The organism is Paracoccus sanguinis (genome assembly GCF_900106665.1).
Taxonomy (GTDB): domain Bacteria; phylum Pseudomonadota; class Alphaproteobacteria; order Rhodobacterales; family Rhodobacteraceae; genus Paracoccus; species Paracoccus panacisoli.
This window is the reverse complement of sequence record NZ_FNNA01000011.1, coordinates 25658-31921: the sequence shown is the minus strand read 5'-3', so window position 1 is coordinate 31921 and position 6264 is coordinate 25658. Positions and strand designations below refer to the sequence as shown.

At 64.0% G+C, this 6264-nt stretch carries 6 protein-coding genes and 2 pseudogenes; 5 read left to right on the top strand and 3 right to left on the bottom strand.

Annotated features, from left to right (window positions below):
* The 3 genes and pseudogenes from BLW17_RS19010 to BLW17_RS16935 form a co-directional block, all read left to right on the top strand.
* Positions 1-135: pseudogene (locus tag BLW17_RS19010) on the top strand (DUF2793 domain-containing protein); the annotation flags it as partial.
* 19 nt (positions 136-154) lie between these two features.
* The gene (locus tag BLW17_RS16940) at positions 155-442 is read left to right on the top strand and encodes a DUF6127 family protein (protein ID WP_028720243.1); all 288 of its coding nucleotides are present in this window, start codon (positions 155-157) and stop codon (positions 440-442) included.
* Between the two features lie 160 nt (positions 443-602).
* Positions 603-1088: pseudogene (locus BLW17_RS16935) on the top strand (YcbK family protein); the annotation flags it as partial.
* Between the two features lie 100 nt (positions 1089-1188).
* Here the strand turns inward: BLW17_RS16935 and istB are convergent.
* Complete coding sequence (gene istB, locus BLW17_RS16930; protein WP_028720244.1) at positions 1189-1944, bottom strand: IS21-like element ISPve1 family helper ATPase IstB; 756 nt, start codon at positions 1942-1944, stop codon at positions 1189-1191.
* Positions 1941-3440, bottom strand: coding sequence for an IS21-like element ISPve1 family transposase (gene istA, locus BLW17_RS16925; RefSeq protein WP_028720245.1), 1500 nt, complete (start codon positions 3438-3440; stop codon positions 1941-1943). The genes istB and istA overlap by 4 nt, the downstream gene beginning before the upstream one ends.
* A gap of 45 nt (positions 3441-3485) precedes the next feature.
* Between istA and BLW17_RS16920 the strand changes: the two genes are divergently transcribed.
* Positions 3486-4184, top strand: coding sequence for a hypothetical protein (locus tag BLW17_RS16920; protein ID WP_036732777.1), 699 nt, complete (start codon positions 3486-3488; stop codon positions 4182-4184).
* Positions 4185-4473: 289 nt separating this feature from the next.
* Here BLW17_RS16920 and BLW17_RS16915 read toward each other — a convergent pair whose 3' ends face one another.
* On the bottom strand, positions 4474-4899 hold the full coding sequence (locus tag BLW17_RS16915; RefSeq protein ID WP_161596482.1) for a MarR family winged helix-turn-helix transcriptional regulator: 426 nt from the start codon (positions 4897-4899) through the stop codon (positions 4474-4476).
* Positions 4900-5016: 117 nt separating this feature from the next.
* Between BLW17_RS16915 and BLW17_RS16910 the strand changes: the two genes are divergently transcribed.
* The gene (locus tag BLW17_RS16910; RefSeq protein WP_081969108.1) at positions 5017-6255 is read left to right on the top strand and encodes an HlyD family secretion protein; all 1239 of its coding nucleotides are present in this window, start codon (positions 5017-5019) and stop codon (positions 6253-6255) included.
* The last annotated feature ends 9 nt before the right edge of the window (positions 6256-6264 follow it).

Sequence of the window (6264 nt, the reverse complement as noted above, 5' to 3'; positions counted from 1 at the left end):
GCCACCGCGATCTGGCTGCAGACCATGGTGCCGCTGACCGCGGGCGACACCGTCGAGCTGCAGGGGTATTTCCGGGTCGCGGACGGCTACTTCGCCGCCGACCACACGTCCTTCTGGGGCTGCAAGGTCGGCTGAGCGGCGGAAGGAGGACCCGATGAACCCACCCCGATCCGAGGGCTTCGTGCGCATGCCCGACGCCGAGTTCGAGGCGATCCTGACCCGGGCGGCCGAGGAAGGCGCGAAGCGCGCGCTCGCGGATGTCGGGCTCGACGGCGACGAGGCCGCGCTCGACATCCGCGACCTGCGATCCTTGGTCGATTGCATCCGGCTGGTGCGCCGCACCGCCATGCAGACCGCCGTCCGCATGATCACCACCGCCGTCATGCTGGCGCTGCTCGCGGGCATCGCCATCAAGCTGAAGATCTTCGGCGGCGGCCCGTAGCCGCTCAACACCCAAACCCATCAGCCCAACCGCACCCGCCCTCGTGGCGGGGTGAGCCGTGGTCTGCTTGGCAGGCAGACGGGAAGGTCCAGTGGACCTTCCCGAGCGGCGAACGCACCGAGCCCTGCGAGGGGCCGGAAACTCTTTTCTGGAGGACCCCATGACCACGACTTTCCACCGCCACTGGCGCGACGTGCCGGAGAGCACCTGGCGCTGGCCGAACTTCAGCCCGGCCGAAATCGCATGCAGGGGCACTGGCAAGCTGCTCATCAACGAACCTGCGCTCGACAAGCTGCAGGCGCTGCGCGACCGGCTCGGCAAGCCGCTGATCGTGCGTTCCGCCTATCGCAGCCCCGAGCACAACCGCGCCGTGGGCGGCGCGACCCGATCGAAGCACCTCGACGGCGCCGCCTTCGATATCGCCATGGCGAACCACGACCCGGTGGCTTTCGAGGCCGCGGCGCGCGAGGTCGGATTCCTCGGCTTCGGCTTCTACCCGAGATCGGGGTTCATCCATGTCGATCTCGGGCCGGCACGCCAGTGGGGCGAGCGGTTCCCGGTGCGTGCCGTTCCCTTCGTGGCCGAGACCCCGCCGGCGCGCGAGGTCTTGGCTGTCAACGGCGGAGTAAAACCCGGCCACGCGGCGGCGCAAAAGTCTGCCAGTTAGCGGCACAAGCACGGAACGTCGGGAGGGCGTAGCCCGACCAGAGTTCCGTGCTTGTGCCGTTGGTATTTTTTGAAAGGGGTCAGCCGGCCTTTCGGGCGCGGCTTTGGGCGAGACGATAGCTCTGGCCATTCATTTCGAGAATGCTGACGTGGTGGGTCAGCCTGTCGAGAAGCGCGCCGGTGAGGCGTTCGGAGCCGAATGTCTCGGTCCATTCGTCAAAAGGCAGATTGCTGGTGATCAGGGTCGATCCGCGCTCGTAGCGTTGCGAGATCAGCTCGAACAGGAGTTCGGCGCCGGTTTTCGACAAGGGCACGAAGCCGAGTTCGTCGATGATGAGAAGCTTGTATCCGGCCATCTGCTTCTGAAGGCGGAGCAAACGGCGCTCGTCGCGGGCCTCCATCATCTCGCTGACCAGGGCCGCGGCGGTGGTGAAGCCGACGGACAGGCCCTTCTGGCAGGCGGCCAGACCAAGGCCGAGCGAGATGTGCGTCTTGCCCGTGCCACTGGGGCCGAGAGCAATAATGTTCTGGCGCCGCTCGATCCATTCGCACCGGGCCAGTTCCAGCACCTGCATCTTGTTGAGCTTCGGGATGGCCGTGAAGTCGAAGCTGTCCAGGCTTTTGACGGCCGGGAACCTGGCGGCCTTGATGCGCCGCTCGACCATCCGCCGTTCCCGATCGATCAGTTCCAGTTCGACGAGCCGGGCGAGATATCGGACATGGTCCACGCCTTCCGCCGCACATTGCCGGGCCAGTTTCTGGTGTTCTCGTAGGAAGGTCGGCAGTTTCAGCGTCTTGAGGTGATGGGCAAGCAGGATTTCCGGGGCGTCGCTCATGCCACGCCCTCCGCATTGACAGACAGCAGCCGCATGTAGGAGCGGGCCTCGGTCTTCTCGACCCTGGCCCTGGGCAGGTAGGGATAGCAGTCCAGATCCAGCCGGGGTGGCCGGCGCTCCACCCGGCACAACAAGAGATGCTTCACCGCATCGAAGCCGATCGCCCCCATCTGCAGCGCCTGCCTCACGGCCGCATGCAGATCGGCCAGATCGAAGGTTTCCAGAAGCCGCAGGACCTGGACATATTCGCGTCGGCCGTGCCGGTTCATCCGTGCCTCCATCAGCCGGCGCAGGGTGGCGAACTCCTCTGGCAGGTCCCAGTCCTGCAATGGTGCCGCCTGATCCAACGCATTGATCTTCTGCTCGATCAGCGGAAGGTAATGGAGCGGGTCGAAGACGATCTCGTCGCGATCCCAGCACCGGGGATGGCGGGCGATCACTTCGCCCCGGCAGCCGATCACCACCTCATGGATATAGCCCCGGATCCAGACATCCTGATGGCCGTAAGCGACAGGCACCGAATAGTCGTTGGTCTTGTAGCGCACCAGCGATTGCGACGACACGCGGCCGGTCGCTTGATCGCAGGCATCAAAGGGCGCCGCCGGGAGCGGGCGCATCGCGGCGAGATCGCGCTGCAGTCGCTCGCCGATCGTTTCGCTCTCGCCGCGAAGGACATCGTGCTGACGCCGCTTGCAACGCTCCTCCAGCCAGAGGTTGAATTCTTCCCAACTGGCGAACTCAGGCATCGGCACCAAGAAGTTGCGGCGGCAATAGCCCACCAAGCCTTCGACATTGCCTTTGTCGTTCCCCTTGCCAGGGCGGCCATAGCGATCCCGGATCAGGTAATGCGACAGAAACCCGCTGAACAGCGCCGCCCGCTTGCGGGTGTCATCCGGCAGGATCTTCGCCACCAGGCAGCGGTCATTGTCGTAGACGATCGACTGCGGAACCGCCCCAAAAAAGGCAAAGGCATGGACATGACCGTCCACCCAGGCCTCGGCAACCGCCGCCGGATAGGCACGGACGTAGCAGGCGTCGCTATGCGGCAAGTCCAGCACGAAGAAATGCGCCTTCTGTTCGACACCTCCGATCCGAACCATTGCCTCGCCGAAGTCGGCCTGCGCGTGCCCCGGGGGATGCGCCAGCGGCACAAATACCTCCTGGCCCCGACGCTTACGTTCCCGGATATAATCCTTGATGATCGTGTAGCCCCCGGTGAACCCGCATTCCTCGCGAAGCCGGTCAAACACCCGCTTCGCCGTATGCCGCTGCTTGCGCGGCATGGTCCGGTCCGCCTCCAGCCAATCCTCGATGATCGGGATGAACGGATCAAGCTTCGGGCGCTTGACCTCGGCCGTCCGCCGGTAGCCCGGAGGAACCGAGAACGTCATCATCTTCGCGACCGTGTCGCGCGGCGATATGTTGAATTCCGTCGCCGCCTGACGCTGGCTCATACCAGCAGCACAGGCCTGACGAACCTTGAGATAGAGTTCCACGCTGTAGATCCTCCCATCCTCCCTGCAGCCGCAGAAAGGGAAAAGGTGGACGACTTTTACGCCGCCCGCAGCAGCACCATGCCGCCGCTAACGTGGACTAATTTCGCACCGCCATTCTCACGCGATCTGGCCTATCTCGCCGAGAACGGCCTGTTGAAGGTCTCGGTCCGCCTTTATGGCGCCCTCCTCGAGCAGGGCAGCTACGAGGTGGAAGACGACAGACAGTGGTTCACCATTCCCGAGGATCGGTCGCCATTCCATGGGCTTCAGGATCTTCGCACCCATGATGTCTACCGCCTGTTCCATGAGGGATCGATCCGGGTCTCTCACTTCGACGCTCCCAAGGATCGCTATTGCGTCGTGCTGAAGCCCGAGGACGGGATCCTGGTGCATAAGGAAGAACTGGTCGTTCGGCGCGAGGAGCGCCATCGCGCCGAGGCCAGGCATGGGCTGGGCGGCAGAAGACGGACATCCGAGACCGTCTTCCAGCAACGCCACGAGTTCAGCGAGATCATTCTGGGCGAACGGACCTTCCTGCTCGGGCCGATCCAGGCGCGCGTGGTGCGCATTCTCCATGATGCCGCCTCGAGCGAATTGCCATGGCGGCATGGGAAGATGGTGCTGGCCGAGGCCGGCTCCTCCTGCACGCGCATGTCGGACCTGTTCAAGACGCAGCCTGAATGGCGCAAGCTGATCCAGTCCGACCGCCGCGGCCGCTATCGCCTCAATATCCGATTCTCCTGATCGACTGCCCGAGCCCGGCCACGCCGGGCTTTTTGTTGATGGCTGCGGGGGGGGGGGCATCCCCATAGGCGCTAACTTAAGGGTGGGCACTTGGAATCATGATGCAATTCCTCGGGCAGATGCGAACGACCGATTCCATAAACATTAACTGGCAGGCCCTGATCGGACTGGCAGTCTCTGATAACGCGGCTGTCGCAATCCGTTGATCTCGAAGCGACGGCGCGGGAGACCGGCGTGCGCATGCGGCGGCGTGTCTTTCCATCTGCGGCGAAACTGTCGAATCCGGGTTTCAGGACAGTTCTATCCGCTCTATCCCCTTGAGGAAGCGGTTGATCACGTCGAGTTCGTCGTCGGAAATGCCTTCGATCAATTCGGCATAGCGCGACCGGAGCTGATGGTATGCCGAAAGCAACCGCTCCTGCTGGCCCTCTACGGGTTCGATGATGATGCCGCGCCGGTCGTGGCTGTTGGGAACGCGCCGGACGAAGCCCGCCCGTTCCAGCCGGTCGATCGCCGCGGTCGCCGAGCCGGTCGAGATGCCGAGATAGTCCGACAGCATTGTCGGCGTCACCGGCTCGTCGGCCGTCTCCAGCAATTCCAGCGAAGCGAGATCGGTTCCGTGGATACCCAGCCTGCGTGCGACGGTGGCGTCCAGCCTTAGCACCTTGCGAAGCACCGACCGCAAATCGCGCCGCAACTGTTGCTCCTTTTCCAATCGGGAATCCGCTGCCCTTGTCATGTCGTGCCGTTGCATCTATATGGCTCTACCATAGAGTTACTTGACAGCACATATAATGCCGACTTGCCCACAGCGCCAGATGGATTGTTCCGCATGACAACCGAGAGGACCCCACAGCCTGGAGACGATGCCGGTGACGTTGAACACGCGCCGGCGACACCACTGGTCACCAGGCAAGATGCAAGTGAGCCGGAGCCTGAATCGGCTCCCGTCACCCTCGAGGACGAAGCTGCTCCCAATGCGGAGCCGTTGCCCGGAAATCGAGGAAACCCCGCAAAGAAAATCGCGGCGCTGCTCGTGGTTGTCCTGGCGGTGTTCGTCAGTTGGTATGCGGTCTCGGACCGGCTCGCGCCCTATTCGTCGAGAGGCACGGTGTCGGCCTATGTTGCGCAGATTGCCCCGAGGGTCGCCGGGCAGGTGACCGAAGTCTTCGTCGAGGACAACACGATCGTCGATCAGGACGAGCCGCTGTTCCAGCTCGACCGCCGTCCATTCGAACTGGCGGTCCGTCAGGCGGAGGTTGGTCTGGCGCAGGCCGTTCAGGCGACTGACGCCTCGGCAGCGGCGATCGCCTCGTCTCAGGCACGCGTGTCCCAGGCGCGGGCCAGTCTCGAGAACGCGCGCACCGCCGCCAACCGGACCGCGTCGCTCTTCGAGCGAGGAGTGGTGACCCAGGCGCAGGTCGACAACGCAAGGGCCGAGTTGCGTGTCGCCGAAGCCCAACTCGAAGCCGCCGAGGCCGACCTGCAAAGCGCCCTGCTGCAACTGGGCAAGGACGGCGGCGCGTCAAATCCGCAGATCATGGCGGCGCAACTCCAACTGGAGCAGGCGCAGCTCAACCTTCTCTATTCGACCGTCACCGCGCCGACCCGTGGCGTCGTCACCAACCTGCAACTTGCCATCGGTCAGTTCGCGGCGGCGGGCTCGCCCGTAATGACCTTCTTCGATTCGCGCGGAGCGTGGATCACCGCCGATCTGCGTGAGAACCAGATCGGCAACATCGAACCCGGCGACGAAGTGGAAATCCTGTTCGACGCCATGCCGGGCCAGACCTTCAGGGGGCGCGTCCATTCGATCGCATGGGGTATCGATCCGGGCCGCACCTCGGCCGGCGGCCTGATGCAGAACCGTCCGGAAAACCAGTGGTTCGAGCCGGCCCGCCGCATGCCGGTCCACATCGAGCTTGAGGGCGGCATGCAGGCGTGGCCATTGACCGTCAAGGCAGGCGCCAAGGTCAGCGTCGTCGTCTATGCGGGAGGGACCGGAACGCCGATCTCGGGCGTGGCCTCGACACTTCTCAAGATACAGTCCTGGCTATCCTATCTGTATTGAGGTCGATCC